Origin of the sequence: Pseudomonas sp., from assembly GCF_037994325.1 — a bacterium.
Classification (GTDB): Bacteria; Pseudomonadota; Gammaproteobacteria; order Pseudomonadales; family Pseudomonadaceae; genus Aquipseudomonas.
In genome coordinates this window covers 1-2,241 of record NZ_JBBNAH010000155.1, presented here as the reverse complement: position 1 = coordinate 2,241, position 2,241 = coordinate 1, and the positions used below count along the sequence as shown (strand labels likewise).

Sequence of the window (2,241 nt, the reverse complement as noted above, 5' to 3'; positions counted from 1 at the left end):
TACCAACCGCGTAGCTGAAGGCGGTGCAGAACGTACCAACCGTGTTGCTGAAGGCGGCGAAGAACGTACTAACCGTGTTGCCGAAGGCGGTGCAGAGCGCACCAACCGTGTTGCTGAAGGTGGCGCTGATCGTCTGCAGGCCAAAACCCTGGCCTAAGCGGTCAGGTTTCACCCTCTCAAAGCCCGGCACTGGCCGGGCTTTTTTGTGGGCGTTTTACCCGTAGCGCTGGTTGGCGTTATTCGCCGTTGGCTTCTTCCAACTTAGCCAGTCGCGCTTCTAGCTGGGCTACCCGTTCTTCCAGTTCATCCAGGCGCGATTGCGATGGCGCCGCCCCCTCACTGCGTTCCCCTCGGCTACTGCTGGCAATGGCTGCGGCCAACTCTTCCGGGCTGGCGAGCAGGTGCATATAGCGGTCTTCGCGTTGCCCAGCTTGGCGCGGGATCTGCGTGGCCAAACCTCGGCTGCTCAGGCGTTCAAGCTGATGCTGCAACTGCGCGACGTCGTCAAAATTGTGCATGCGGCTGCTGCGGGTAAGCAGTTCGTTAAGGGTTTGCGGGCCGCGTAATAGCAGCAAGCTGAGCAAAATCGCCTGCGCGGGCACCAGTTCCAGTGCCTTGTCGATGCGCTGTTCCCAGCGGTCGGCGCGGCTGCCCATGACCAGGCGGGCCATGCCACGCCCTTCAAGGCTGCGCAGCGCTTGGGCGACTTGGCCTTGAGTAAGGTTCATCACTGGCTCACGGCTGGTTTTCTGGTTGCAGGCCAGTACCAGGGCGTTGAGGGTCAGCGGGTAACTTTCCGGGGTGGTGGCTTGTTTTTCTACCAAGCAACCCACAACCCGGGCTTCGCTGCTGGTGAGTGGCTCTACGGCGGGGGCAGTCTCGATGGATTCGATGTCTTGGCTCATGGCGGCAGCTCCTGCAGAAAAAGAGCCGTAGCCTAGCCTGAGATGGGGCGTTAGCCCATGGTTTTTGCCGATTTGCAGCTTCATTTTCCCTTAGGCCGGGAATGCAGAATCGTGAAGGGGAATCTGGTTTGCTGCAGCCTCGCCGAATCTGGGTCCCCGCCTGCGCGGGGACGACGGTGTTCGGGTTTTTCTGCCATAAAAAAGCAGCCCGAAGGCTGCCTTTTTAACGCGGTGACGCCAATCAAGCCACATCCACCAGGATGATTTCCGCATCCTCGACCGCGTTGAAGACCAGCACGTCTTCACCGCTGACCGCGATACCGTCGCGGGCGTTGGCTTGTACGCCATTGACGCTTATCACGCCGCTGGCCGCTACCAGGTAGGCCTTGCGCGAGGTGCCCAGGCGGTACTCGGTCTGCTGACCGGCTTTCAGGGTGGCAGCGCTCAAGCGCGCATCGGCACGGATATGCAGGGCGTCGCTGTCCGCTTTGTCACCGCTGGCCAGGGTTACAAAGGCACCGGCGCGTTCCCCTTTGGGGAACGGTTTGGCACCCCAGGCCGGTGGTGCGTTGAACTCGGTGGGCTGAATCCAGATCTGGAAGATCTTGGTGGTTTCATCCTCGAGGTTGTATTCGCTGTGGGCGATCCCGGTACCTGCGCTCATCACTTGCACGTCACCGGCTTCGGTGCGGCCTTTGTTACCCAGGTTGTCCTGGTGAGTAATCGCCCCTTCACGGACGTAGGTGATGATTTCCATATCCCGGTGCGGGTGGCGAGGAAAGCCGCTTTGTGGGGCAATTTCATCATCGTTCCACACGCGTAATTGGCCCCAGTTCATCCGTTGTGGGTCGTAATACTCGGCAAACGAGAAGTGGTGGCGAGCATTCAGCCAGCCATGGTTGGCACCACCCATCTGCTCAAAAGGTCGACGTTCGATCATGATTTGTGTCCTCCGTTGGTTAGCCAGATGGCGCTCGTTGGGCTTGCCCGGCGGTTTTAAAGCGCTGGCCAAGCGGTGGGATGCCGCTGGTGTTGGACGCTATGATCTATCGGATTGCTATCAGCTAATAGCGCAAAATACCCTATTTCCATATCGAATTATTCGATGCTTTTCGCATGGCTGTTTTTTCCCTTTTCGCCCTCATATGCCTGCTTTGTGACAGTGCCGCGCGCAATTTAAGTGACATCAGCAGTGCTGGCACAGTGCTGTAAAAAAGGCTGAAAGCACCGTCCTAGAGATGCTTGTCGCTTATTCTTATTGGAAGTAAAAAAGTTCCTTTGTCATAAAACATTTATATAAAAGCAACTGAGCTGAAATAACCCCCCGCCAGTATTC

At 57.7% G+C, this 2,241-nt stretch carries 2 protein-coding genes and 1 pseudogene; 1 reads left to right on the top strand and 2 read right to left on the bottom strand.

The window, feature by feature from the left end; genetic code table 11:
* Window positions 1–157: pseudogene (locus tag AAAB16_RS05240) on the top strand (phage infection protein); the annotation flags it as partial.
* A gap of 79 nt (window positions 158–236) precedes the next feature.
* On the opposite strand, the gene AAAB16_RS05235 reads toward AAAB16_RS05240, so the two are convergent.
* Both AAAB16_RS05235 and AAAB16_RS05230 read right to left on the bottom strand, forming a co-directional pair.
* Window positions 237–905 (bottom strand): DUF480 domain-containing protein, encoded by a 669-nt coding sequence (locus AAAB16_RS05235; RefSeq protein WP_340662393.1) that lies wholly within the window; start codon window positions 903–905, stop codon window positions 237–239.
* Between the two features lie 241 nt (window positions 906–1,146).
* Window positions 1,147–1,845 carry a pirin family protein gene (locus AAAB16_RS05230; protein WP_340662392.1) on the bottom strand — a complete coding sequence of 233 codons (699 nt, stop codon included), beginning with the start codon at window positions 1,843–1,845 and terminating at the stop codon, window positions 1,147–1,149.
* Between the last annotated feature and the right edge of the window lie 396 nt (window positions 1,846–2,241).

Bases quoted from the DNA above. Each gene is read 5' to 3' on its own strand.
- AAAB16_RS05235 (WP_340662393.1), bottom strand. From the start codon at position 905: ATGAGCCAAGACATCGAATCCATCGAGACTGCCCCCGCCGTAGAGCCA.
- AAAB16_RS05230 (WP_340662392.1), bottom strand. From the start codon at position 1,845: ATGATCGAACGTCGACCTTTTGAGCAGATGGGTGGTGCCAACCATGGC.